This window comes from Syntrophorhabdus sp., assembly GCA_012719415.1.
Taxonomy (GTDB): domain Bacteria; phylum Desulfobacterota; class Syntrophorhabdia; order Syntrophorhabdales; family Syntrophorhabdaceae; genus Delta-02.
Genome location: JAAYAK010000147.1, coordinates 1 through 22,973 on the forward strand (window position 1 = coordinate 1; position 22,973 = coordinate 22,973).

At 56.5% G+C, this 22,973-nt stretch carries 25 protein-coding genes, 2 tRNA genes and 1 riboswitch; of the genes, 17 read left to right on the plus strand and 10 right to left on the minus strand.

Going from position 1 to position 22,973, the window contains the following annotated elements:
- Window positions 1-189: 189 nt before the first annotated feature.
- Complete coding sequence (locus GXX82_09100) at window positions 190-441, plus strand: hypothetical protein (protein ID NLT23191.1); 252 nt, start codon at window positions 190-192, stop codon at window positions 439-441.
- Window positions 442-456: 15 nt separating this feature from the next.
- Here GXX82_09100 and GXX82_09105 read toward each other — a convergent pair whose 3' ends face one another.
- The 4 genes from GXX82_09105 to GXX82_09120 form a co-directional block, all read right to left on the minus strand.
- Window positions 457-1,521, minus strand: coding sequence for a 3-isopropylmalate dehydrogenase (locus tag GXX82_09105; GenBank protein ID NLT23192.1), 1,065 nt, complete (start codon window positions 1,519-1,521; stop codon window positions 457-459).
- Between the two features lie 24 nt (window positions 1,522-1,545).
- The gene (gene purD / locus GXX82_09110; protein ID NLT23193.1) at window positions 1,546-2,832 is read right to left on the minus strand and encodes a phosphoribosylamine--glycine ligase; all 1,287 of its coding nucleotides are present in this window, start codon (window positions 2,830-2,832) and stop codon (window positions 1,546-1,548) included.
- Between the two features lie 19 nt (window positions 2,833-2,851).
- Complete coding sequence (locus GXX82_09115; GenBank protein ID NLT23194.1) at window positions 2,852-3,436, minus strand: IMP cyclohydrolase; 585 nt, start codon at window positions 3,434-3,436, stop codon at window positions 2,852-2,854.
- A gap of 161 nt (window positions 3,437-3,597) precedes the next feature.
- A complete protein-coding gene (locus tag GXX82_09120) occupies window positions 3,598-4,515 on the minus strand; it encodes a radical SAM protein (protein NLT23195.1) in 918 nt (305 codons plus the stop codon).
- Window positions 4,516-4,612: 97 nt separating this feature from the next.
- On the opposite strand from GXX82_09120, the gene GXX82_09125 reads away from it, so the two are divergent.
- Window positions 4,613-4,689: transfer RNA gene (locus GXX82_09125), tRNA-Val, on the plus strand.
- Window positions 4,690-4,709: 20 nt separating this feature from the next.
- Window positions 4,710-5,462 carry a YebC/PmpR family DNA-binding transcriptional regulator gene (locus GXX82_09130; GenBank protein NLT23196.1) on the plus strand — a complete coding sequence of 251 codons (753 nt, stop codon included), beginning with the start codon at window positions 4,710-4,712 and terminating at the stop codon, window positions 5,460-5,462.
- 20 nt (window positions 5,463-5,482) lie between these two features.
- Here the strand turns inward: GXX82_09130 and GXX82_09135 are convergent, their stop codons facing one another.
- From GXX82_09135 to GXX82_09150, 4 genes are all read right to left on the minus strand, one after another.
- The gene (locus GXX82_09135) at window positions 5,483-6,193 is read right to left on the minus strand and encodes a helix-turn-helix domain-containing protein (GenBank protein ID NLT23197.1); all 711 of its coding nucleotides are present in this window, start codon (window positions 6,191-6,193) and stop codon (window positions 5,483-5,485) included.
- Between the two features lie 252 nt (window positions 6,194-6,445).
- Entirely contained in the window at window positions 6,446-7,372 is a 927-nt protein-coding gene (locus tag GXX82_09140) for a pyruvate synthase subunit beta (GenBank protein NLT23198.1), read from the minus strand.
- Window positions 7,369-8,550 carry a pyruvate ferredoxin oxidoreductase gene (gene porA / locus GXX82_09145; protein ID NLT23199.1) on the minus strand — a complete coding sequence of 394 codons (1,182 nt, stop codon included), beginning with the start codon at window positions 8,548-8,550 and terminating at the stop codon, window positions 7,369-7,371. The genes GXX82_09140 and porA overlap by 4 nt, the downstream gene beginning before the upstream one ends.
- Window positions 8,547-8,840 (minus strand): 4Fe-4S binding protein, encoded by a 294-nt coding sequence (locus tag GXX82_09150; GenBank protein NLT23200.1) that lies wholly within the window; start codon window positions 8,838-8,840, stop codon window positions 8,547-8,549. The genes porA and GXX82_09150 overlap by 4 nt, the downstream gene beginning before the upstream one ends.
- A 288-nt stretch (window positions 8,841-9,128) precedes the next feature.
- On the opposite strand from GXX82_09150, the gene GXX82_09155 reads away from it, so the two are divergent.
- Together GXX82_09155 and GXX82_09160 are read left to right on the plus strand one after the other, a co-directional pair.
- Window positions 9,129-9,413 (plus strand): GYD domain-containing protein, encoded by a 285-nt coding sequence (locus GXX82_09155; GenBank protein NLT23201.1) that lies wholly within the window; start codon window positions 9,129-9,131, stop codon window positions 9,411-9,413.
- Between the two features lie 102 nt (window positions 9,414-9,515).
- Window positions 9,516-10,544 (plus strand): phosphoribosylformylglycinamidine cyclo-ligase, encoded by a 1,029-nt coding sequence (locus GXX82_09160; GenBank protein ID NLT23202.1) that lies wholly within the window; start codon window positions 9,516-9,518, stop codon window positions 10,542-10,544.
- 48 nt (window positions 10,545-10,592) lie between these two features.
- Here the strand turns inward: GXX82_09160 and GXX82_09165 are convergent, their stop codons facing one another.
- Window positions 10,593-11,228 (minus strand): hypothetical protein, encoded by a 636-nt coding sequence (locus tag GXX82_09165; protein NLT23203.1) that lies wholly within the window; start codon window positions 11,226-11,228, stop codon window positions 10,593-10,595.
- A complete protein-coding gene (locus tag GXX82_09170) occupies window positions 11,209-11,622 on the minus strand; it encodes a PaaI family thioesterase (protein NLT23204.1) in 414 nt (137 codons plus the stop codon). The genes GXX82_09165 and GXX82_09170 overlap by 20 nt, the downstream gene beginning before the upstream one ends.
- A gap of 123 nt (window positions 11,623-11,745) precedes the next feature.
- Window positions 11,746-11,887, plus strand: a riboswitch (cobalamin riboswitch).
- A 52-nt stretch (window positions 11,888-11,939) separates the two neighbouring features.
- Between GXX82_09170 and GXX82_09175 the strand changes: the two genes are divergently transcribed.
- The 12 genes from GXX82_09175 (at window position 11,940) to GXX82_09230 (ending at window position 22,973) form a co-directional block, all read left to right on the plus strand.
- A complete protein-coding gene (locus tag GXX82_09175; GenBank protein NLT23205.1) occupies window positions 11,940-14,012 on the plus strand; it encodes a TonB-dependent receptor in 2,073 nt (690 codons plus the stop codon).
- Window positions 14,013-14,073: 61 nt separating this feature from the next.
- Complete coding sequence (locus tag GXX82_09180; GenBank protein NLT23206.1) at window positions 14,074-15,009, plus strand: asparagine synthase; 936 nt, start codon at window positions 14,074-14,076, stop codon at window positions 15,007-15,009.
- Complete coding sequence (locus GXX82_09185) at window positions 14,985-15,692, plus strand: diphthine--ammonia ligase (protein ID NLT23207.1); 708 nt, start codon at window positions 14,985-14,987, stop codon at window positions 15,690-15,692. The genes GXX82_09180 and GXX82_09185 overlap by 25 nt, the downstream gene beginning before the upstream one ends.
- Window positions 15,689-16,573 (plus strand): ABC transporter substrate-binding protein, encoded by an 885-nt coding sequence (locus GXX82_09190; protein ID NLT23208.1) that lies wholly within the window; start codon window positions 15,689-15,691, stop codon window positions 16,571-16,573. The genes GXX82_09185 and GXX82_09190 overlap by 4 nt, the downstream gene beginning before the upstream one ends.
- Window positions 16,570-17,589 (plus strand): iron ABC transporter permease, encoded by a 1,020-nt coding sequence (locus tag GXX82_09195; GenBank protein NLT23209.1) that lies wholly within the window; start codon window positions 16,570-16,572, stop codon window positions 17,587-17,589. The genes GXX82_09190 and GXX82_09195 overlap by 4 nt, the downstream gene beginning before the upstream one ends.
- Complete coding sequence (locus GXX82_09200) at window positions 17,562-18,389, plus strand: ABC transporter ATP-binding protein (GenBank protein ID NLT23210.1); 828 nt, start codon at window positions 17,562-17,564, stop codon at window positions 18,387-18,389. Before GXX82_09195 ends, GXX82_09200 begins: the two co-directional genes overlap by 28 nt.
- Window positions 18,371-18,895: a bifunctional adenosylcobinamide kinase/adenosylcobinamide-phosphate guanylyltransferase gene (gene cobU, locus GXX82_09205; GenBank protein ID NLT23211.1), complete on the plus strand. Its 525-nt coding sequence runs from the start codon at window positions 18,371-18,373 to the stop codon at window positions 18,893-18,895. The genes GXX82_09200 and cobU overlap by 19 nt, the downstream gene beginning before the upstream one ends.
- On the plus strand, window positions 18,892-19,941 hold the full coding sequence (gene cobT, locus GXX82_09210) for a nicotinate-nucleotide--dimethylbenzimidazole phosphoribosyltransferase (GenBank protein ID NLT23212.1): 1,050 nt from the start codon (window positions 18,892-18,894) through the stop codon (window positions 19,939-19,941). The genes cobU and cobT overlap by 4 nt, the downstream gene beginning before the upstream one ends.
- 4 nt (window positions 19,942-19,945) lie before the next feature.
- Complete coding sequence (locus GXX82_09215) at window positions 19,946-20,752, plus strand: adenosylcobinamide-GDP ribazoletransferase (GenBank protein NLT23213.1); 807 nt, start codon at window positions 19,946-19,948, stop codon at window positions 20,750-20,752.
- Window positions 20,743-21,744: a cobalamin biosynthesis protein CobD gene (gene cobD / locus GXX82_09220; protein NLT23214.1), complete on the plus strand. Its 1,002-nt coding sequence runs from the start codon at window positions 20,743-20,745 to the stop codon at window positions 21,742-21,744. The genes GXX82_09215 and cobD overlap by 10 nt, the downstream gene beginning before the upstream one ends.
- A complete protein-coding gene (locus GXX82_09225; protein ID NLT23215.1) occupies window positions 21,741-22,811 on the plus strand; it encodes a threonine-phosphate decarboxylase in 1,071 nt (356 codons plus the stop codon). Before cobD ends, GXX82_09225 begins: the two co-directional genes overlap by 4 nt.
- Window positions 22,812-22,898: 87 nt before the next feature.
- Window positions 22,899-22,973: transfer RNA gene (locus GXX82_09230), tRNA-Thr, on the plus strand.

Genomic DNA, 22,973 nt, shown 5'->3' on the forward strand with positions numbered 1-22,973 from the left:
ACATAATATCCATTATCAGTATTATAGGAAACGTCAGCCTCCAGGGTCACCACGCTAACCAGTCGAAATAGAACGCCTTTCAGCGCCTATGCCAACAGAACGAACTTTCTCCATTATTCTTGTTGACAGTCGTCGCCATATTTCTTCTAATATAGGATCAACTCCAGACCAAAATCTAGAGAACAGCTCATGACGAAAGATTACAACGACTTATATTCATTGCTTGATTTAAAACTTGATAATATTGCCGAAAAGATATTGTTATCAAAGGTAGATGACGGCGACCAAGTGTACTCGAAGATCCTCTCCCACATCGAGACCATCTTCATCCAGGCTGCCTTGAAGATCACCGATAACAACATATCGAAGGCCGCCAGGCTCCTCGGCATGAACAGGAACACCCTGAGCAAGAAGCTCAGGGTGCCTTCTTCCGATACCTGATATAGATAGAGCGGCCTACTCCGCAACGTACCGTGCGATGAGGTCGCCCACTTCTTTCGTCCCCATTCCCATTTTACCTGCTTCCATCGACTTGAGATCCTCTCTGATCGCTTTCTGGACCGAGCTTTCGATGGCGAAGGACGCCTCGCCGAGGGACAGGAACTCCAGCATCATTCCCCCGGCCAGGATCGCGGCCATCGGGTTGATCACGTTCTTTCCCGTGTACTTCGGCGCCGATCCCCCTATGGGCTCGTACATGGACACACCCTCGGGGTTGATGTTGCCGCCGCAGGCGACACCCATGCCCCCCTGGATCATCGCCCCCAGGTCCGTGATTATGTCACCGAACATGTTGTCCGTCACGATCACGTCAAACCACTCCGGGTTCTTGACCATCCACATGCATGTCGCATCCACGTGGGCGTAGTCCGTCGTCACATCGGGGTACTCTTTCCCGACCTCGTAGAAGGCGCGCTCCCAGAGATTGAAAGCGAAAGTGAGCACATTCGTCTTCCCGCAGAGGGTCAGCTTCTTCTCCCGGTTCCTTTTCTTCGCGTATTCGAAGGCAAACCTCAGGCACCGCTCCACGCCCTTGCGCGTATTGATCGATTCCTGAACGGCCACCTCATCCTTCGTCCCTTTCTTCAGAACACCGCCGGAACCGGTGTAAAGCCCCTCCGTGTTTTCCCTGACAACAACGAAATCTATTTCCTTCGGTCCCTTGTCCTTCAAAGGCGTTTCAACACCCTCATACAGTTTCACCGGTCTCAGGTTGATGTACTGGTCCAGTTCGAAGCGGGTCCTCAGGAGGATTTCCTTTTCCAGGATGCCCGGCTTTACATCGGGATGGCCGATGGCCCCCAGGTAGAGCGCGTCGAACTGCTTCAATTCGCTCAATACACTGTCGGGCAAGGTCTCCCCCGTCCTCTTGTACCGCTCCCCGCCTATGTCGTAATATGTCAGTTTCAGGGAAAAACCGAACTTCTTCGATGCGGCCGTGAGAACCTTGACCCCCTCGGCTATGACCTCAGGACCCGTCCCGTCGCCCGGTATCACACCGATATTGAATTCCTTCGACATTGAAACCTCCTGCCTTCTTTGTATTTATAACGTCTGTCCCACCGTCAGGGCCTTCTTCCCGATATCCCTGCGGTAGTACATACCCTCAAAATCAATGAGGTTCACAGCCTCGTAGGCCTTACCAATAGCGTCTTCATAGGTCGACCCCAGCGCCGTCACACCGAGTACCCGGCCACCAGAGGTAAGATATTCCGAACCTGACTTCTTCGTGCCGGCGTGGAATACCACGACATCCTCCTTCCCTGCCAGCCTGTCGAGGCCCCTGATCACCTTGCCTTTCTCCGGCCTCTCCGGGTATCCCTTCGAGGCGAGGACGACGCACACACTCACCCCCTCTTTCCACCGTATCTCTCCTACATCCCTCAGTCTGCCCTCCACACAGGCGACGAGGACGGGCAGCAGGTCGCTCTCCATCTTGAAGATTATCGGCTGCGTCTCCGGATCACCAAAACGAGCATTGAATTCAATGACATAGGGCCTTCCACCCGAGAGCATCAATCCCCCGTAGAGGACCCCCTTGTAGGAGATACCCTTCTCGCGCATGGCCCCGATCGTCTTGAGCATGATCCCCTCGCGTATCTCACGCTCCAAACCGTCGTTGAGGAAGGGTATCGGCGTATACGCGCCCATACCACCTGTATTCGGCCCGAGGTCGTTGTCGAGAAGAGGCTTGTGGTCCTGCGAGGCAGGCATGGGAAGGATCGTGTTTCCGTCTGAAAAGGCGAGATAGGACGCCTCAACACCGGGCAGGAATTCCTCGATGACCACCTTTCTGCCGGCCTCTCCGTAGATACCGTTGACCATGAGTTCCCTGAGGACCGATTCCGCCTCCGCCGTATCCTTGATGACGTAAGCACCCTTCCCCGCACAGAGGCCGTCCGCCTTTATGACGAAGGGGGGCTTTTGCGCCCGTATATACCCGAGGGCGTTCTCGTGGTCGTCAAAGACCTCAAAGGGCGCGGTGGGTACCGAACTCGCCCTCATGAGCTCCTTCGAGAAGATCTTGCTCGCCTCGATGGCGGCGCCCCGCGCAACGGGACCGAATATGGGGATGCCCTTCGCCTCGAAGGCGTCAACGATACCCCCTGCAAGGGGGTTCTCGGGACCCACGACAACAAGATCGATCCTCATCCTCTTCGAGAATTCGAGAAGCCCGGCCGTATCGCCCACATTGATATCGTGGCATTCGGCTATGTCCGAGATGCCGCCGTTGCCGGGAATGCAGTACAGCTTGTCGACGCCCGTCGACGTGGAGAGCTTCCAGCACAGGGCATGCTCTCTCCCGCCTGATCCTATCACAAGAACGTTCACACCCAACCCCCGGATTCCGTTAGATTTTCGACAAATAATCGATAATGGCCCTATCATATGCGCTTGTCAGCGCGAAGACCTTCTTCGCCAGATAGAACCTCAGTTCCTCCGTCGTGGCGCCGTCATTCTGAGCCATGTTGTCCATAACCTTCGAATAGTCCTCGGGATCAACGACGACGGTGACATACTTGAAGTTCTTGGCGGCGGCACGGATCATCGAAGGACCCCCGATGTCTATGTTCTCGATGGCGTCCTCGAAGGTACACCCCTTGCTCACCACCTCGATGAAAGGATAGAGGTTGACAACGATCATGTCGATATGACTGATCCCATGGGTTCTCATCGCCTGCTGATGCTCCTCGTTGTCGCGGATGTTGAGGATTCCGCCATGAACCTTGGGATGCAGCGTCTTCACCCGGCCATCCATGATCTCCGGGAACCCCGTGTAAGCGCTGACCTCAAGGGGCTTGAGTCCGATCCCTTCCAGGTACTTCTTCGTGCCTCCCGTCGACAGTATCTCGACATCGTGCTTGTTCAGGAACAGCGCCAGGTCGGACAAACCCGCCTTGCTCGAAACGCTGACCACAGCACGTCTGATCTTCATAACAACCTCCTTCGCGCGATATATTCAAGAATATCCGGGTAAAGACAAGGGAAAAACTGCGTGTCTGCCGCTCTCTAAGCTGTAATAGTAAATGCTGGTTCACTCCTTTGTCAACATGATTTTAAAGGCGGGAAACAGGGACGGGGAACACGATAAAGCAGCTATGCGAGAACGTAGAAAAGATCGTCGCCCAGGACGTAGCTCCTAACGAGCCCCTCGTTCTCCATCGCTTTCAGCTTCGTTCTTACCTGAAAACGGGAAAGGCTCGTGATCCTCACCATGTCCTCGAGCGTCAGCGGCCGCCTCTTCAAAGTCTCAAGGATGATCTCCGTCCAATCCGCCTGGGCGGGCATCTCCGCGGTCTTCTCAAAAGAGCATATCACCTCGCAGCGGGAACCGAAAAGCTTGGATATCTCCTTAAGCTCTTCCTCTTCAAGCCTGCCCGCTGTCTCTTCACTCGGCGGTCGTGTGACGGTGTTGAGCTGGATTCTGTCAACACTCAGTCCAGAAACGATTTGCACCATCTTTTTCAACTCATCTGGATCATCGTTGACGTTTTTTATGAGCATTATCTCCAGCCAGATGGGCTTTGCGTAGCTCGAGTTGAACTCTTTGAGGCCATCGATGATCTTACCCATATCAAGGAGCGGATGGGGCCTGTTCACTCTCCGGAAAACCTCTTCAGTGGCGGCGTCGAGCGATGGCAGGACCAGATCCGCTTCCGCAAGGTCCGATCTGACACCCCTGTCGTACAGCAGAGATCCGTTGGTGATGACCGCTACGGGCGTGGCAACCTTCTTTTTGACCTCTCTGATCATCGTGCCCAGATCGGAGTTGAGCGTCGGCTCGCCGGAACCGGAAAAGGTGATCACATCCACGCGGGTGGAGGCAACCTTGCGCGCTACCTCGTCTGCTACCAACCGGGGATCACAAAAGCTTTTTCGTCCTATGCCCTTGTCCGTGGTCTTGCCGATCTGGCAGTAAATGCAGTCATAGGTGCAATACTTGGGTGGGATGATATCGACGCCGAGGGAGTACCCCAGCCTTCTCGAAGGGACCGGACCGAAGACATGCCGCATAATGCAAGATATTATACGATCCCATCGAAGATTTGAACAGAAATCCTGCCTGTCTTGGGTTGACTTTTTCACAAGAATGTAATAAAAAGAAACGCACGGGCGATTAGCTCAGATGGTTAGAGCGCTGGTCTCACATACCAGAGGTCGTTGGTTCGAATCCAATATCGCCCACCATTCGATATCCTGGGGGCAAAATGTCGGGACACAGCAAATGGAGTTCCATCAAGCACAAAAAAGGTGCGGCCGATGCCAAGCGCGGCAAGATCTTCACGAAGCTTATAAGGGAGATCACGACTGCGGCCCGCATAGGGGGTGCCGATCCCGAGTCAAACTCACGCTTGCGCGTCGCCGTTGACAACGCCAAATCCGAGAACATGCCCAAGGACAACATCGAACGCGCCATCAAGAAGGGCACAGGCGCGCTCGAGGGAGCCGAGGCTTACGAGGAATACAACTACGAAGGGTATGGCCCCGGCGGCGTCGCCATTCTCATCGAGGTCCTGACAGACAACAAGAAACGTACCACTGCCGAGGTGCGGCACATCCTCTCGCGGTTGAACGGTAACCTGGGTGAGGCGGGATGCGTTTCCTGGCTTTTCAGCAAGAAAGGCTTCATGTCCTTCGACAAGAAGGTCGTAGACGGCGACAGGATCATGGAGCTTGCCCTTGAAGCGGGCGCCGAAGATATTACGGATGACGAGAACGAGATCGAGGTCTACACGGGCATGTCCAGCTTTGAAAGCCTCAAGAAGGTCTTCGAGGAGAACAAGATCCCTTACATCGTGGCCGAGATCAGCATGATCCCCCAGAATTACGTCAAACTTGAGGGCAAGAACGCAGAAACCATGCTCAAACTCATGGATGCCCTTGAAGATTCAGATGATGTCCAAAAGGTTTACGCGAATTTCGATATAGATTCCGCTGAGATGGAACGACTCACATCGTAGCGCCCGGCGCGTCCGTCAGATCATGAAACCTTTATTCGTTTGACCTCACCGCTCTGGCCCGTCAATTCGATCTCTTTGCCGTTCAAATTCAGTTTCACCCCTCCCGCGTTGCCGATGAGAAGATCGAAATTGTCCTTCGCGTTCAAAACGATGATATCCTCGGGGTTGAGCATGAACTCCTTCTTCTCCGTCCCGTCGATCACAACGCTGACCCAGGTCCGCTCGTGACAGGTCACCATCAGTTTCTTGACCTCGACGAATTCCGGTAGTAGTGCCGCCTGCTCTCCCGGAGCTGTCCTGACGTTCACGGACGCCGGCTGAGCCACCTCTCTCGGCGTTGATTTGGAGGCGGAACGTTCTTTGTATAACTGGTTCAGAACAAAGAACGCTATTATGAGAACAAATATGAGGGGATAGAATATTGCCCGTTTTCCAACACGCCTGTGCTGGCTGACCGCTTCCTTGGTCGCGGGTACCTCGGGCATGACCGTTTCTTCAGCTGGCACGTCGAGACCCAGAAAATCATCCTTCAAATCAAGGAGGTGGGCGTATTCCTTGAGGTAACCTCTCACGTAAACCTCGTGAGGAAGAACACTCCAATCACCATTCTCAATCGCCTTCACAAGGGATTTGCGCAGGCATAGCGAGTCGGATATGTTGACGATCGTCAACCCCTTCTCTTCCCTTTTCTCCCGGAGAGTCTCACCAATTTTCTGAAGGTCTAATAACATTTTTATGTCCCTCAAAAGGTTTATCGTCCAAATCCGGTCTAACTAAAGAGATATCTGTCTCGCTGTTAGAGGGATTTGGATATAATATTGTATACTTTCCCATTCATATTTCAAGTATTTTTTTTAAGATATCAGAATAAACATGCCTTTTCTGTGAGATATGTCACAAAAATACCGGCCAAAAGGAAAACTCTCCAAAAAAAGGCGCCCCCGGTTGAATCGGGGGCGCCTTCCGTTCTGATCCCAATCAGGTTACTTCATCTCACTATGACTCTTCAGGTCCTGCCAATCGCGGTTGACCTGCTCCTGTATCCGGGTGATGAGGTCGTCCGTCAGATGGCGGAACCTGCCCTGACCCTTAATGTATTCACTGACCGGCCTCAGCGGTTCAGGGCTGTAGGTGATCCTGTATCTTCCATTCTCAACCTCGTACAGCGGGAAAATGCCCGTCCGGACGGCTAACCTTCCGTAATGAATTGCCTGGTCGGATGGTATTCTCCATCCCGTGGGGCAGACGGACAGCACATGAATGTACGCCGGCCCCTTCGCTGCCTTGGCTTTCTTGATCTTCGCCAGAAAATCGAAGGGATAAGAAGGACATGCCGTTGCCACGTACGGGATATTGTGGGCAACCGCTATCTTCGGCATGTTCTTCTTCTGGGTTGCCTGCCCGATACTCTTCTTCCCCGGCGGGCTCGTGGTCGTCATGGCACCAAAGGGGGTAGATGACGAACGCTGGATCCCGGTGTTCATGTATGCTTCGTTGTCGACGCAGATATAGGTGAAGTTGTGCCCTCTCTCCATTGCCCCGGAAAGCGCCTGGAGACCGATATCACTCGTCCCCCCGTCGCCCGCTATCGCCACGATACTGATATCTTTTCTGGCTATTTTCCCCTTATCCATCAGGATCCCTATGCCCGATTCGATCCCGGATGCCACCGCCGCGGTGTTCTCGAAAGCAACGTGGATCCAGGGCAATCGCCAGGATGTCGTCGGAAGAGGGGTCGAAATGATCTCCATGCACCCCGTCGCCATAGACACGATGGTATCCTTGCCGAAGACCTTGAGGCCCAGTCTCAAAGCAAGGATCTCAGCGCACCCCTGACAGGCCCTGTGTCCCGAGGTCGCGTATTCAAAGTCCGGACTATCCGTATATCTTTCAAGACTCTTCATTCTCATGATCTCACCCCTATCACACCGTAATTCTTGTTGTCTGCATGGGACACCTTTGCTGAGGACGCAACCAGTTCGTACGTTTCCATCAGCTCTTCGGGTTCCACATCCCTGCCGCCGAGACCAAGTATAAAGTTCTCCAGCTGTGCATTGAGCCCATGGGTAATGGCCAGACTGGCTATCTCGTTGAAGAGTGGACCGTTCGTTGCCCCGGCAGGCATCGCACGCTCCAGCACGACGATCTTTTTCTTATCCTTCAGAACATCGTAAAGCTCGGCAGCGGGAAAAGGTCTGAAAAGCCTGGGAGCAACAAGGCCAAGCTCCTTCCCCTCCTCCTTCAGGCTGTCTATCGCCGTCTTGATGTTCTCGTTTATGGATCCCAGCGCCATGAAAACGGTATCCGCCTTCTCGATGTTATATGTCTCCACTATACTGTATTTCCTGCCGAATTCCTTCGAGAATTGGTCCAGGACCTCACTGACCACCGCCTTCGAATTGCGAAGTGCCATTTCCTGCGCGTACTTCGCTTCGGTGTAAAGCTCGGGCATACCATAGGCGCCCATCGTGATGGGTTTGTCCGGGTGGAGAGTGTACAAAGGTTCATAGGGAGGCAGGAAACGGTCCACATCCTCCTGCGCGGGGAACTCTATGGGTTCTATAACATGGCTCAAAGAGAACCCGTCCAGATTCACCATGACCGGCAAAAGCACGCGTCTGTCCTCGGCGATCTTGAAGGCCAGAATGATCGAGTCGACAACCTCCTGTCCGTTCTCGCAAAAGAGCATGATCCATCCCGTGTCCCTGGCCGCCATGATGTCGGAGTGATCTCCCCAGATGGACAGGGGCGATGACAGTGCCCGGTTGACTGCGGCCATGACGATCGGAAATCTCATGGCCGAGGCTATGAAAAGGATCTCATGCATGAGTTCCATGCCCTGTGCGCTTGTCGACGTGAATGTCCGGGCGCCCGTAGCGCTCGCCCCAACACATGCCGACATGGCCGAATGCTCCGACTCGACATTTACATAAGCCGCGTCGAGCTCACCGTTCGCTACGATCTCGGAAAGATGCTCGACTATGTGGGTTTGAGGTGTTATGGGATAGGCCGCGATCACCTCGACACGTGCGAGCTTGGCGGCGTCCGCTGCCGCTATGGACACTTCGATACCTTTCTTCGTGCTCATCGTTCCTCCTCGACCATCGTTATCGCGCCTGGTTTGCACTCTCTGGCACAGATACCGCATCCCTTGCAATAATCAAGGTCCGCCTCGTAAAAACCATCCTCTCTCTGGCGGATGGCGGCATCGGGGCAGAAAAGCCAGCAGAGACCGCACTTCGTACATTTTTCCCAGTTCCAGACCGGTTTGGAAGAACGCCAATCACCGGTTTTGTACTCCATCGCATTTCCAACATCTTCGATAACACAGCCTACCGTTAATTCATGCCATTTGTATTGATCCATAGGTTTAGCCATAGATCCCCCTTCTATTAGAGAATAAAGACCACTGATGATTTGCTTCGAATGTGGGTCTATATGTGAAACATTGAACAATGTGGCTCATACAAACTCTATGATATTAAAAGTCGTAGATGATAGCACATTTCTATCCCCCAATCAATACCATGTTTTATGTGGGATAATGTGAAAATCCGTACATGACAGCGCCTCTAACACTCTGTCCTGAAACCATAATTAATATTGACAAACAGCTTGGGGATATTGGAATCTATATATCATCGAAAACCATTTGGGGGTATTCACATGCCAATCTATATCATGATCAGCACGTTAACCGATGAGGGACGCAAGACTATCAAAAAACATCCTGAGAGGATCGAAGAGGTCAACAGGGAGATCGAGAGCATGGGCGCAAAGGTCCTCGCCCAGTACGCCATTCTCGGCCAGTATGACTTCCTGAACATCCTCGAGGCCCCCAACAATGAAGCGATAGCGAAGGTCTCGATAGAGCTCGGGTCCCGGGGCACTATCCAGATCATAACCCTTCCTGCCATCCCCGTGGAGGATTTCATCGCGAGAATGGCCTGATACCGGCTGTCCCGGCGGCGGGTCGGCACGCAATACTGCGCGGAAGGATCTTATCGATTGACAATCGTTCAGGAATGATCTTACATTAGAACCGTGAAAACTATCACCTACAAAGATTCGGGCGTTGACATCGCAAGGGCTGACCGTCTCATCGACAGCCTGAAGGGGCGTATCCGGTCAACCCACAATGCGAGCGTTCTCAACATGATCGGCGGTTTCGCCGCCCTCACCGAGATTCCGGGTTCATACAGAAACCCCGTTCTCGTCAGCTCGACGGACGGAGTGGGAACGAAGCTGAAGATCGCCTTCATGGCCGGCAAACATGACACCGTGGGTATCGACCTTGTCGGCATGAGCGTGAACGACATTCTCACCCTCGGCGCCAAACCCCTCTTTTTTCTTGATTACTATGCCTGCGGACGAATAGACGAGAACGTTTATCCCTTCGTTGTCGGCGGCGTCTGCGATGGGTGCCTTGAAGCCGATTGCGCTCTCGTCGGTGGCGAGACTGCTGAAATGCCCTCTTTCTACAAAGACGACGAATACGACCTTGCAGGCTTTGCTGTGGGCATTGTGGAGAAAGACGCCATCATCGACGGCTCCACAATAGCTGTCGGAGACGCCGTCATCGGCCTTCGCTCCAACGGCTTGCACAGCAACGGCTACTCCCTGGTTAGAAAGCTCTTCTTCGACGTTAAGAACTACCGCATTGACGAAGAGGTGCCTGGAATTCCGGGAAAGCTCTACGAAGAGCTCTTGAAGCCTACCAGGATCTATGTCAAACCCGTGTTGAACGTCATCAGCAGATATGTCGTAAAAGGCATGGCCCACATCACCGGAGGTGGTCTTCCCGGCAACATATCACGCATCATCCCCGACGGTATGGCGACAACCCTTCGCCTCGACCCCGGGACGGTCCCACCCGTCTTCCGGGCCCTCATGGAGGCAGGCAACCTCGACATGAACGAAGCCTGTTCCACCTTCAACATGGGCACGGGTTTCGTCCTCATCGTCAACGATGATGACGCGGATAAGGTCATCGCATCCCTTGACAACGCCGGCGAGACGGCCATAAGAATGGGAACCATCGAAAAGGCCACCGGCGAGGTCAAAGTGACGATACTCGCCTGACCAACTGGTCATCGTCTTCCTTGTTGATCATCGTACTTCGTAATTTGATCATTGTCTTTTCAGAGGACACTCTTCACACCGGGGCACCTTCAGACAATGGCTCTGACAGAGCGCCACGATGAGCGCGTGATACTCATTGAACAGATAGGTGTCCAACGGCAGATTGTTCATGAAGAACGCCTGCATGTCCCCGTATGTGTAAGGGCCGTCGTAGAGCTCGTGGCTGGCAAGGAAACGCTTTGTGTAGGCATCGATGACAAAAACGGGTTTGTCGAGCGCATAAAGGAGGATGCTGTCGGCCGTCTCTTCTCCTATCCCCTTGATCCCAAGCAGCTTCTCACGTAGATCAGCTGCCCCGTTATTCCTTAAGTGTTCAATAGATGCTCCATATTCATCATGTATCACATTAACTACATTCTTCAAGCGCTTTGCTTTAAGATTGTAATATCCCGATGATCGTATGCACCGGGCCAGGACCGCATCCTCCACCTCATAGAGCCTGTCAACGTCCATGAGCCCCGCGGATTTAAGGCTGAGTATTGCCTTCTCGACATTCTTCCAGGACGTGTTCTGGGTGAGGACGGCGCCGACGATCACCTCGAGTGCCGTTTCCCCGGGCCACCAATATCTTTCCCCGAATGTCTCAAGGAGGATGTTGAAGATCTTAAGAAGTCTTTGCCGCATCTTCCACAACGAATGAGGTCATCTGCAGAACGGCCAGCGTCTCCAAGTCACCGTTGGTCACGGTGATGTCTATCCTGTCCACCTTCTTCCGGGAGTGGACGAGCCGGGCCTCCGCGTATATCGTCTGCCCTTCCCTCGCGCTCTTCTTGAAGCGCGCTGTCGATTCCACGAGCAGCGCCTTATAGTCCATGCTGTTCCCGCACGCCCCACCCACGTGGTCCGCGAAGGCGAAGAGGATCCCCCCGTGAATACCGCCGAACACGTTGAGGTGGTCCTTCCTGATGGTCATCCTGCCCCGGGCGATGCCCTCCCCCACATCGAGGACCTCTATGCCGAGGAGGCGTCCCACGCTGCATTCATTGAATTTCCTTCGGATTTCGTCACATTTGGCCATGCCACACCCAAACCCCCTATACCTTATCACAATTGCCCCAAATGGTGGAACCAAAAGATACCTTTGATTTTTGCCGGCGCTTCGTGTTAAAGAGAGTCATATACTCGTTACGGTTCAGCTTTCAAGGGAAGTGAAGTGAGAAGCTTCCACTGTCCCGCAACTGTGATGGGATCGAAGCAGCGCACGGCTTGATGCCGGCCACTGTTCCACTGAAATAAGGAACGGGAAGGCGCGCTGGCTAGCACCTCCCTCAGTCAGGAAACCTTGGGTTGAACTCTTCGGGAAATTATCCTTACGAGGCATAAGGAGGTTCTCTCATGAAACAGGTGTTCACCCTCTTGGCTGTTTTCCTTGTTCTTACCTGTCCCTTCCGCAGTGGTGCACAGGACATTCACCAGCTCGAAAAGATCGTCGTATCAGCGACGAAGATACCCGAGCCCCTCAAGGACATACCGAATTCCGTCATTTTAAAGGAAGCTCAGGACATAGAATTGTCCGGGGCCAGGTCCATTGGCGAATTGCTGGCCAACGATCCGGGTATCGATTGGCAAACATACGGCGATTACGGCGGCGCCGCGGAGAATATCCATATCCGGGGGATGCGCGGTGATGCCACGCAGGTCTTCATCAATGGGCTCAACGTCAATTCCCCTTCCCTCGGCACCGCCGATGTGGGAAAGATCCCTGTCGAGAACATTGACCGGATCGAGGTCGTCAAGGGCTCCGGCTCCCTGCTGTATGGTTCGGGCGCCATGGGTGGCACCGTCAATGTCTTCACCAAGAGTCCCAAGAAAGGCATGGTCGATTTGAAGGTTCGCGCCGGCTACGGTTCTCAGAACACGTACCGCCTTTACGCGCAGCACGGAATGTATGCGAATGACTATTTCGGGTATTACCTGACGGCAGGCAGGACGGAAACCGATGGTTTCCGCGACAACGGTTATCTGCGGCAGTATGATACATCCGCCAAGCTCGTCCTCGACAGGGGTGACCTTCTGAAAGTGAGCCTCTACGGAGACTACCTTACCAGGAAGTCCGGGAACCCCGGCGTCAAGCCCCCCGCAGGCACGGGCGAGTATTCCATCGCAGGCACCGCCTTCTACAACGACGAATCGGCGAGCATGACCGACTACAGCAAGGACAGGGACGGAAACGTCGTGCTGGAGGTGAACGGCAGTCCAGCGAAGCAATTCGCCTACAATATCAAAGGCTATTACACGAATACAACAAACAACAACTACGAACGCTACGCGTCCACGGGGGGTACCGGCTCGGTCAACTGGATCACCAATGTCGTTGCAGGGACCGTGGGTCATGTGAGCATATATCCCCTGGAGGGGGCAAGACTCCTCCTGGGAGGTGAATACAAGGAGTTCGATTGGGGGAATGAGGCCTACGACCTCGATACTGTGGGTGCGAGGACAACCAGAACGAAGGACACCGCCCACATCATCACGAAGGCTCTTTTCACCGAGGGCGAGTACAGGCCTTCAAAGTACTTTAAGGCCATAGCCGGAATAAGACGGGAGGACCACTCCGCTTTCGGCCGGAAGGACCTTCCCCTCTTCGGCCTCGTCGTGAACCCTTCCCCCACCACCGTCATCAAGGCAAGTCATGGCAAGCATTTCAAGGCTCCCACCCCCAACGACCTTTACTGGCCCGCCGGCCCGTACACGGCGGGGAACCCCGATCTGAAACCGGAGGTCGGCTGGCACAGCGATATCACCTGCGAACAGTCATTGCTCAACGACAAACTGTTCTTTACGGTGTCTTATTTCCACTGGAATGTGGATAACAAGATACAGTGGGAACCCGATTCGAACGGTGTCTTCAAACCCATCAACCTCGGCGACTTCAAGGCCGACGGCATCGAGACGGGCATACGGATAGGCCCCTTTCACAACGCCACCCTCTCCCTGAGCTATACTTACACGGACGCTGAAGAGAAGAGCAGGGAATACACGAAGCAGGACTACGGGTGGCCCCCCTTCATACCTGCCGATTTCCAGTACAGCCTTGTGACGAGGCGGGCAACGATGGTGCCCCGGAACCAGTTCAAGGGCGAGTTCTTATACAAGATGGATTTTGGTCTCACGGCGACGCTGACTGCGAGATACATGGGGGACAGGGTCACCTACAGGACGGAGACGATCGTCTACCCGGCCACGCAGACGGCAAAGTACAGCATAAACTCCTACTGGACGGTGGACATGAGGCTTGAACAGCGTCTATACAGGAACTGGAGGATCGCTCTTGACGGAAAGAACCTGCTCGATAAGGATTACGACGCCCGTTCGGGCATTTTCTATGACAGCGCCGGCAATTCCAAGGTGTCGGGATATCCGGGAGCCGGGAGGTCGGTCTTCCTTGGTGTTTCGTACGAATTTTAGGGACTGATGCGGCTGCGAAGGGCGCGTGACATAAATGATTGCCGCCCAGGAAGGTGGTCCTATGACTGTAAATGATGTAGTGGCAGCAACAAGAGCAAATCTTGTCGGCGTTGTCGGGGCCTACCGGCCCCAATGCGTCCTCTTTTCGGGCGGCCTCGACTCGTCCATCGCGGCCGCCCTGTCACCGTGCGGGAAGGGCATCCTCGTCACGTTCGGCCCGGAGGGCCCCGATCTCCGTTACGCGCGTGAGGCAGCAACCGCCATCGGCCTCAGGCTCACCCACAGGGCCGTAGCCATTGACGAGGCCCTTGCCGCCATACCCGAGGTCATTGCCACCTTGCGCAGCTTCGACCCCGCGATCCCCAACGACCTTGCCGTTTGGTTCGCCCTTAAGGAGGCAAAGGCGCTGGGGGTCAGTTCCGTCATGACCGGCGACGGCGCCGACGAACTCTTCGGCGGCTATTCCTATATGGCGGAGGTCGGCGACCTTGACGGCTACATCCGCCACCTGTCAGGGACCATGTCCTTCAACTCGACCATTCTTGGAAGACACCTGGGCGTGGAGGTGATACAGCCCTTCCTCGATAAAGAAATCCTTGATTTCGCCCTGCAAATACAGGGAAAATGGAAGATCAGGGAAGAGAAAGGCGTCGTTCACGGCAAGTGGGTCTTGCGGCGCGCCTGTGAAGGTCTTCTGCCCCCCGGTATTCTCTGGCAGGGAAAGAGACCGCTTGAGACAGGGTCGGGTATGACGAGGCTCAACGCCATGCTGGACGCCGTCATATCCGACGAGGAGTTCGCGGACAAAAAGCGCTCCTCAGGTATTCGCTTCTACAACAAGGCCCATCTTCATTATTACGAGGTCTTCAGGAAGACCGTGGGTGATATCCCTCCGCCCGGGCCCGACGAAAGAGCCTGTGAGGGATGTGGCGCGGGAATGAAAGAGGGCCGTGGTCACTGCAGGGTATGCGGATGGGTCAAGGAGGCTGTTTGGTGATAGACGATCGGAAGGAGGCGTTTTGCTCCTGGAGCGGTGGAAAAGAGAGCGCCCTGGCGCTCTTCAGGGCCAGAAGGTCGGGGTTCACCATAACCAGGCTCATCAACATGATAACAGAGGACGGCACGCACTCGCGGACGCACGGCCTTGAGGCTGACCTGCTGTCCCTCCAGGCCTCGTCCATCGGCATTCCCCTTACGCAGCGCAGGACCACGTGGAATGGTTATGAAGAGGAATTCAAGAAAGTACTGTCTCTGCTGCACGCCGAAGGGACACTCCGGGGGGTCTTTGGGGACATCGACATGGAGGAGCACAGGGCCTGGGTGGAAAGGGTCTGCTCCGAATGCGATGTGAGCGCTTCCCTCCCGCTGTGGCTCGAAGAGAGGGAGGACATCCTCTCTGAGTTCGTTAATAGAGGCTTCAAGGCCGTCATAGTGGCGGTCGACAGGCGTTGCCTCGACGACAGGTGGATCGGCAGGGAAATAGACCATGCGTTCGCCGATGATATCCGGGCCCTTGGCGGCGACGTGGACATATGCGGCGAGAAAGGGGAATACCACACCTTCGTCTACGACGGCCCCATATTTCAAAGGCCCGTCCCTTTCGAAAGGGGCGGCATTCGCTCGACGGATGACTATTTCTTCCTCGATATCAAGGCATTGCCCTTGAAGGGCCTCGAATGACCGCATCTTCCAATACAAGAATGCGCCGGGCCCTACCGGTCATGGTCGCGGTCATCATCCTGTGCCTCACCTTACCGGCCCCGGGGGGCGCGGCGGCGAAGGGAGCGAAGCCCCTTCGTATCGTCTCCTTAAGCCCCGCCATCACGGAATCCCTTTATCTTCTGGGACTGGGGGAGAGCGTCATCGGTGTGACCACCTACTGCAATAAACCGGGTCAGGCCCGCACAAAGGAAAAGGTGGGCACCGTGATGCAGCCGAACCTGGAAAAGATCCTGAAGCTGAGTCCCGACCTCGTCCTGACCATGACCCTGACTGACCCCAAGAGCATACAGAAGATGAAAGAACTTGGCCTCAACGTCGTCACCTTCACCATAGCCGACACTTTCTCTGAACTCTGCGATGTGTTCCTCCGGATCGGCACGGCCACGGGCCGCTCCGAGGAGGCGGCCCGCCTCGTCGGCATCGCGCGTACCCGTGTCGAGGCCATCAGGCACAGAACCGCCCGGCTGCCAAAGCCTGGGGTCCTCGTTCAGATAGGCTCCAAGCCTTTCTTTGTCGCGACGAAGGACGTGTTCATGAACGATTTCATAGAGTTTGCCGGAGCCACGAACGTATTCAGGGATGTGTCCTCGGGAAGCGTGGGCCGCGAGGAGGCCGTCCTTCGGGACCCCGACGTGATCCTCATCGTCACCATGGGCCTCTCCGCCAGGAACGAACGCCTGGCCTGGAAGAGGTTCCCGACGGTGAAGGCGGTCAGGAATGACCGGATATACGTCGTAGACTCCGACGACGTCTGCAGCCCGACGCCCGTGAGCTTTGCCAGGTCCCTCGGCGATATTGCCGGACTCTTCCATCCCCGTGAAGCGAAGGAGTTCAGATGAAGCGTCGGTCCATGAAGGTCCTCTTGCCCGCGGCCTGCCTTTTCCTTGCGGCGGCGGCCGTCACCGCCATAGCCAGCGGGCCGGCAGGCATACCCTTGCTGAGGATCCTCACCACCATCCTCGAGGGGCAGGCAACACCGGAATTCGGGATCCTCATGGATATCAGGCTGCCAAGGATCATACTCGGTTTTGCCGTCGGCGGCGCCCTGTCCATCGCGGGCGTCATCCTCCAGGGGATGTTCCGGAACCCCCTCGTCGAACCCTACACCCTCGGCATATCCGGGGGCGCCGCCCTTGGAGCGGCGCTGTGCATCATCCTGAACCTCCACTACGTTCTGCCCATGACGGCCCTGCCCCTCTCGGGGTTCCTCGGGTCCTGTCTCGTCATCCTTCCCCTTTATTTCCTGAATATGCGCCGCACCGTCTTAAGGATGCAGGGCATCCTGCTCACGGGCGTCATGATGAGCTTCATCTCCTCGTCCCTCGTCTTTCTCATCTTCGCCATATCGAAGACACAGGAGCTCCACAGCATCGTCTTCTGGATCATGGGGTCCCTGGAGGAGCCGAGCTGGACGCTCATCCTTATCCTCACGGCCATCGTGGTCGTCTGCCTCTTCGCCTCCTTTTTCTTCGCCCCCGTCCTCAATGCCCTGTCCCTCGGCGAGGAAGAGGCGGTCCACCTCGGCATCGACACGGAAAGGGCCAAGAAGCAGCTCTTCCTCATGGCATCGCTGCTCACGGGCATCAGCGTCTCGCTGACGGGTATCATAGGGTTCGTGGGCCTCATCGTCCCCCACTTCGTGCGGATGCTGACCGGCTACGACCACAGGCGGCTCCTCGTCGTATCCTTCCTCGTCGGATCGGGGTTCCTCATCTTCTGCGACACCATCGCGCGCACGGTGATCTCCCCCATCGAGCTTCCCGTCGGCGTCATCACGGGGATACTGGGGGGAAGCGTCTTCATCTACGTCCTGGCGAGAAGGCAGGGATCAGCCCGACCGGGAGGTTCCCTGTGATCGAGATCCGTGGGCTGACATGTGGATACGGGGAAAAGACCATCCTTCACGACATCGACCTTTCCGTTGGGAAGGGCGAGTTCTTCGGCATCATAGGCCCCAACGGCTCGGGCAAGACAACGATGCTCCGGGCGATGACGCGCCTCATCAGGCCGGCGACGGGAACGGTCCTTCTCGGCGGCACCGACATGAAGGACCTTCACATCGCTGATGTGGCCAGAAAGGTCGCCGTCGTTTCCCAGAGCATGCCCCTTATCGAGATGACGGTGAGGGAATTCGTCCTCCTGGGACGGATCCCCTACTACAGGAAGCTCCAGTTCTTCGAAAAGGAAGAGGACACCGCCATAGCGGAAAGAGTGATGGAGATGACAGGTGTCCGTCACCTCGCGGCGGTCCTCATGTCGGAGATGAGCGCCGGTGAGGTCCAGCTTGCCTTCATCGCCCGCGGCCTTGCCCAGCAGCCCGAGGTCCTTCTTCTCGACGAACCGACGTCACACCTCGACATAACCCACCAGGCAGCCATCCTCGACCTGGTGAAACGCCTCAACAGGCAGGAGGGTCTCACGGTTGTGATCATACTCCACGATCTCAACCTCGCCTCCGAGTACTGTGACCGCCTGGTGCTCATGGACGGGGGGAGGATACGGAAGGTAGGCACTCCGGCGGAGGTGCTCGATTACGAAACTATAGAAGAGGTCTACGGGACGGTGGTCGTCGTCCGCGAAAACCCCCTGTCGCGGAAACCATTCGTCATGATCGTATCAGAGGAGGTAAGGGATAAATGCCGAGGACGGTCCTGATACTTGGCGGGGCCCGGAGCGGGAAGAGCTCCTTCGCCCTTCGCGAAGCATCGCTCATTGCCGGGCAGAAGGCCTTTGTCGCCACCGCCGAGGCGCTCGACGATGAGATGGAGACACGGATCAATAACCACAGGAGCGAACGGGGACCGGAATGGAAAACATTCGAGGAACCTTTGGAGGTCCCTTCCCTCATCAGGAAGATAGGGCCGTCCCACGGGGTCGTCCTCATCGACTGCCTGACGCTGTGGGTCTCGAACATCATGATGCGAGGGCTTTCCGTCGAGCAATACGAGGAGGACCTCGTCGACGCCCTTTCCGACCCCGGCTGCGCACCGCTTATCTACATCGTTTCAAATGAGGTGGGCCTCGGGCTGGTACCGGAATCACCGATGGGGAGGGAATACCGGGACAACCTCGGGCGCTTAAATGCCAGGGTTGCCTCCGTCGTCACCGACGTCTACTTTCTCGCGGCGGGGATCCCCATGAAGATAAAGGAGACACGATGATGGAAGGAATACACATCAAGGCGGTGGACAATACCCTCCTCGGTCTTGCCAGCGAACGCCTCGACAGCCTGACAAAACCCCGGGGGAGCCTGGGGAGGCTTGAGGAGTTCGCGCAGCGGATCGTCACCATAACAGGGAATCCGATGCCGCCAGTGTTCGAGAAAAAAGCGATACTTGTCTTCGCCGGCGACCACGGGGTTGTGGACGAAGGGGTCTCCCTCTTCCCGAGGGAGGTGACGGTGCAAATGGTCCACAACATCCTTACCGGGGGCGCGGGGATCAATGTCCTCGCCCGCCATGCCGGTGCCGATGTCGTCGTCATCGACATGGGCGTGGACCACGATTTCACCGATGACCCCGGGCTCATCCAAAGGAAAGTGGTGCGGGGAACGAAGAATATGAGAAAGGGCCCCGCCATGACGAGGAATGAGGCCACGCAGGCTATCGACACGGGCATCGCCCTCGCCCGCGAGTACGCTAATAGAGGATACCGCCTCTTCGGTACCGGCGACATGGGTATCGGCAACACGACCCCGTCGAGCGCCATAGCCTCCGTCATGACCGGCACGCCGCCGGCCCACGTCACGGGAAAAGGCACGGGGATCTCCGATGACTCTCTGGCGTGCAAGGTCAGCGTCATCGAGGATGCGATAGCCCTTAACAGTCCCGACCCCGCCGACCCCCTCGATGTCCTCGCGAAGGTGGGAGGCGCCGAGATCGGCGGGATAGCCGGGCTTATCCTGGGAGCGGCGTCGCTCGGAATACCCGTTGTCATCGACGGCCTGATATCGACGGCGGGTGCGATCATCGCCTGGGGTATGGAACCCGCCGCGGCGGACTACATGTTCGCGGCCCACAATTCCGTGGAAAAGGGACACAGGGTGATGCTTGAAAGGATGGGACTCAAGCCGATCCTCGACATGGGTCTTCGCCTGGGGGAGGGAACGGGGGCCGCTCTTGCCATCACTCTCATTGAGGCGGGCCTCAAAATATACCGCGAGATGGCCACGTTCGACGAGGCCGGGGTGTCGAAGGAGCTGGCGTGAGCGCATGAAGAGGATACCCGTCGCCTTTCAGTTCCTGACCATCATCCCCATACGCATCGGGGGAAGACTGTCCGAAAAGGACATATCTCTGTCGGCCGTCTTCTTTCCCCTCGTCGGTTTTGTTCAGGGAGCGGTCCTCGCCGCCATCTCCTTCTTTTCCCTCAAGGCATTCTCCCCGGCGGTCACCTCCATCCTTGTCTTAGCGGCCTATCTCCTCATCAACGGGGCCTTCCACCAGGACGGTCTCTCGGACACAGTGGATGCCCTCTCCGTCAAGTCCTCGGGCGACACCGAACAGGACAGGGAAAGAAGACTCGCCGTCATGCGCGATCCCACGGCAGGTCCCATCGGCGTTGTCACCGTCGTCGTCAATCTTCTTCTCAAGTTCGTTCTCCTCGACGAGATCTTCAGGGCACAGGGATACTCTGCCCTGAATCCCGTCGTCCTCCTCACGCCCGCCATAGCCGCCTGGTCCATGACGCTGATGATGCCCGGCGCAAAAAGCGCCCGCAACGACGGACTCGGCAAGATCTTCCTCGGCAGGTTACATGCGAGGCACGCCTGCCTGGCAAGCATCCTCCTTATCTGCCTCGCCGGCATCGGCTGCCTCATGAGCGGCTATCAGGGATTGGAGGGTGCCGGGCGTTATCTCCTCTTCTTCTTTATCGCCTCCGTGGCCGCCCTCTGTGGAAGTCTGGTGCTGAAGCGTCTGTGTTCCGTCCGCTTCGCCGGCCTCACCGGTGACAACCTCGGCGCCATACATGAGGCAGCCGAAACGGTGGTATTGATAACGGCAACGCTATGCTTCTGACGACCGACTACCAGACATTCCTCATCATCATCGTGTCGGCCATGGCCCTTGACGGCCTCATTGGGGACCCGCGGATCCTCCCGCACCCCGTTCGGCTCATGGGATGGGCTGTCGAAACCTTTGAAGCCACTGTCCCAAGGATAGGCAGAGGCAGACATCTCGAGCGCTTCGCCGGTATTCTCCTGGTCGTTCTCATTGTGGGCCTCACCTTCGCCCTGTCCTTCGTCGTACAGGCAGGGATATTACAGTATACATCGGGGCCCGTACGTCTTGTCGGTGTTCTGTTCCTCATATATCTCGCGGCATCGACGCTTGCCCTCAAGGAACTCCTGAAGGCCGGGCTATCGGTGATCGCGGCGGTGAAGAACGAGGATATGGCGCTCGCACGACATCGCCTCAGCTTCATCGTCGGCCGTGATGTCAGGAGACTCGGCAGGGACGGCATATTGAGGGCAACGATCGAAACCCTCTCGGAGAACCTCTCGGACGGCGTCATCGCGCCCCTTTTCTACCTCACCCTCGGGGGTATCCCGTGTGCCCTGGCATACAAGGCGGTCAATACCCTCGATTCCATGGTCGGACACAGGAACGAGCGATACATCCACCTGGGATGGGCATCGGCACGCCTCGACGACGCGGCAAACTACCTCCCCGCCAGGATCTCGGCCCTCCTCATCGCCATCGCCGCCGCGCTCGTCCTGCACTCGCCAGCCAGAGCGCGCGCCGCCCTCGCCACTGTCCGCCGCGACGGGCGCAAGCACTCGAGCCCCAACAGCGGCTACCCCGAGGCGTCCATAGCGGGTGCCCTGCGTGTAAGATTGGGAGGATTGCTGACGTACGGGGGGATCACGGTGCAGAAACCCTATATCGGCGTTCCCGGCGGAGCGGACTACCTGACGGCCTCCGTCAGGACGGTCAGTATTATTCGCGTCGCCTCTTATATCGGCTTCTTGTGCGCCATAGCCGCCATATCCCTCGGGGTGGTCCTGTGAATCGCCACGGAGGTAACGTTCATGGATGGGCACGGGCCGCCGGGGTCGGCCGGGGGGACGTCCTCGACTTCAGCGCTTCCATCAACCCTCTCGGCACCCCGCGGGAGGTCTTGCGGGCCATCACGGCCCACTTTCATGACATTGAACACTACCCGGACCCCGACTCGATGGAATTGAGAGATAAGCTCTCCGCAACCTTTGACCTCGATCCCTCCGGCATCCTCTGCGGGAACGGATGCACGGAACTCATCTACCTTCTGCCCAGAGCCCTGTCTCTCACGAAAGTGCTCATCACCCAACCCACTTTCAATGAATATGAACGGGCATGCGCCACGGCACCGCAAAGCTCGGCCGTCTTCCTCTACCCCTTGCGGGCACGGGACGATTTCGACATCGATCCCATCGCCGTTGTCCATGAGGCAACAAGGGTGAGCGCCGAGGCCGTCTTCCTCTGCAACCCCAACAATCCGACGGGCAGGACCGTTGAGAAGGACACCATGAAGGAGGCGGCTGCCCTGGCGGCAGATCGAAAGATCTATCTCATCATAGATGAATCGTTCATCGAGTTCACCACCGCCGCGTCAGTCATCGGCCTCACCTCGGACAATCCATACCTTATCGTCCTGAGATCAATGACGAAGTTCTATGCCCTGCCCGGCCTTCGCCTGGGTTGGGGCGTCTTCCCGCCGACAGCGACTCGGGCCCTCAACGCGATACGGGAACCCTGGAGCGTTAACGCCCTTGCCGCGGCCGCGGGCGTCGCGGCCCTCAATCTCACCACCCGAAAGGAGCGCACCCACGCACTGCTTGCAAGAGAAAAGAAACGCCTTGAAGGAGGCTTCGAGACGCTCGGCATCGACTACACAGCCTCCCGGACGAACTACTACCTGCTTCAGTCCCCTCACTCTCCTCGCATCGTAAGAGGCTTGAAGAAGCAGAACATCCTCGTGCGCGATTGCTCGAACTTCACGGGCCTCGACGAGAGCTACATGAGGGTAGCGGTGAGAATGAAGAGAGACAACTGCATCCTCCTCGAACGAATGGCGTCCCTCCTGGCGGCCCCATGATGCCCCTGCCGTGGGCGCGCCTTGACCCACGGAGGAGACAAATTTGTATTGTGCGAAAACGGCAGGTTATGCTATAAGAAAATCAACGCCGACGTAGCTCAGAGGCAGAGCAGCTCACTCGTAATGAGCAGGTCGCGGGTTCGATTCCCATCGTCGGCTCCA

What these genes read in the sequence shown, in the direction of transcription:
- GXX82_09100 (NLT23191.1), top strand. Translation starts at nt 190, where the DNA reads ATGACGAAAGATTACAACGACTTATATTCATTGCTTGATTTAAAACTT.
- GXX82_09105 (NLT23192.1), bottom strand. Translation starts at nt 1,521, where the DNA reads ATGTCGAAGGAATTCAATATCGGTGTGATACCGGGCGACGGGACGGGT.
- GXX82_09115 (NLT23194.1), bottom strand. Translation starts at nt 3,436, where the DNA reads ATGAAGATCAGACGTGCTGTGGTCAGCGTTTCGAGCAAGGCGGGTTTG.
- GXX82_09120 (NLT23195.1), bottom strand. Translation starts at nt 4,515, where the DNA reads ATGCGGCATGTCTTCGGTCCGGTCCCTTCGAGAAGGCTGGGGTACTCC.
- GXX82_09130 (NLT23196.1), top strand. Translation starts at nt 4,710, where the DNA reads ATGTCGGGACACAGCAAATGGAGTTCCATCAAGCACAAAAAAGGTGCG.
- GXX82_09135 (NLT23197.1), bottom strand. Translation starts at nt 6,193, where the DNA reads ATGTTATTAGACCTTCAGAAAATTGGTGAGACTCTCCGGGAGAAAAGG.
- GXX82_09140 (NLT23198.1), bottom strand. Translation starts at nt 7,372, where the DNA reads ATGAGAATGAAGAGTCTTGAAAGATATACGGATAGTCCGGACTTTGAA.
- porA (NLT23199.1), bottom strand. Translation starts at nt 8,550, where the DNA reads ATGAGCACGAAGAAAGGTATCGAAGTGTCCATAGCGGCAGCGGACGCC.
- GXX82_09150 (NLT23200.1), bottom strand. Translation starts at nt 8,840, where the DNA reads ATGGCTAAACCTATGGATCAATACAAATGGCATGAATTAACGGTAGGC.
- GXX82_09155 (NLT23201.1), top strand. Translation starts at nt 9,129, where the DNA reads ATGCCAATCTATATCATGATCAGCACGTTAACCGATGAGGGACGCAAG.
- GXX82_09165 (NLT23203.1), bottom strand. Translation starts at nt 11,228, where the DNA reads ATGCGGCAAAGACTTCTTAAGATCTTCAACATCCTCCTTGAGACATTC.
- GXX82_09170 (NLT23204.1), bottom strand. Translation starts at nt 11,622, where the DNA reads ATGGCCAAATGTGACGAAATCCGAAGGAAATTCAATGAATGCAGCGTG.
- GXX82_09175 (NLT23205.1), top strand. Translation starts at nt 11,940, where the DNA reads ATGAAACAGGTGTTCACCCTCTTGGCTGTTTTCCTTGTTCTTACCTGT.
- GXX82_09180 (NLT23206.1), top strand. Translation starts at nt 14,074, where the DNA reads ATGACTGTAAATGATGTAGTGGCAGCAACAAGAGCAAATCTTGTCGGC.
- GXX82_09185 (NLT23207.1), top strand. Translation starts at nt 14,985, where the DNA reads ATGGGTCAAGGAGGCTGTTTGGTGATAGACGATCGGAAGGAGGCGTTT.
- GXX82_09190 (NLT23208.1), top strand. Translation starts at nt 15,689, where the DNA reads ATGACCGCATCTTCCAATACAAGAATGCGCCGGGCCCTACCGGTCATG.
- GXX82_09195 (NLT23209.1), top strand. Translation starts at nt 16,570, where the DNA reads ATGAAGCGTCGGTCCATGAAGGTCCTCTTGCCCGCGGCCTGCCTTTTC.
- cobU (NLT23211.1), top strand. Translation starts at nt 18,371, where the DNA reads ATGCCGAGGACGGTCCTGATACTTGGCGGGGCCCGGAGCGGGAAGAGC.
- cobT (NLT23212.1), top strand. Translation starts at nt 18,892, where the DNA reads ATGATGGAAGGAATACACATCAAGGCGGTGGACAATACCCTCCTCGGT.
- GXX82_09215 (NLT23213.1), top strand. Translation starts at nt 19,946, where the DNA reads ATGAAGAGGATACCCGTCGCCTTTCAGTTCCTGACCATCATCCCCATA.
- cobD (NLT23214.1), top strand. Translation starts at nt 20,743, where the DNA reads ATGCTTCTGACGACCGACTACCAGACATTCCTCATCATCATCGTGTCG.